1 rRNA gene is annotated in these 301 nt (G+C 48.2%); it reads right to left on the bottom strand.

From position 1 onward, the window contains the following. Positions 1–239, bottom strand: a 16S ribosomal RNA gene (locus HP552_RS35990); the annotation flags it as partial. Positions 240–301 lie beyond the last annotated feature (62 nt).

Raw genomic sequence — 301 nt, 5'->3', positions numbered from 1 at the left:
ATCCTCAAGTGACAGATTGCTCCGTCTTTCCAGCTCCCTTCAGGCGAAGGAAGCAAGTATTCGGTATTAGCTACCGTTTCCGGTAGTTGTCCCAAGCTTGAGGGCAGGTTGCCTACGTGTTACTCACCCGTCCGCCGCTAAGCATCAAGGAAGCAAGCTTCCTATCAACTCCGCTCGACTTGCATGTATTAGGCATGCCGCCAGCGTTCGTCCTGAGCCAGGATCAAACTCTCCAATAAAGTATTGAAAAGAGCGATTAGCTCATTTTGAATCTGACGAGATTAAAAATCTCAATTGTGCT

Source organism: Paenibacillus xylanilyticus, assembly GCF_013359935.1.
Taxonomy (GTDB): domain Bacteria; phylum Bacillota; class Bacilli; order Paenibacillales; family Paenibacillaceae; genus Paenibacillus; species Paenibacillus xylanilyticus.
This window is presented reverse-complemented; position numbering and strand designations above follow the sequence as displayed.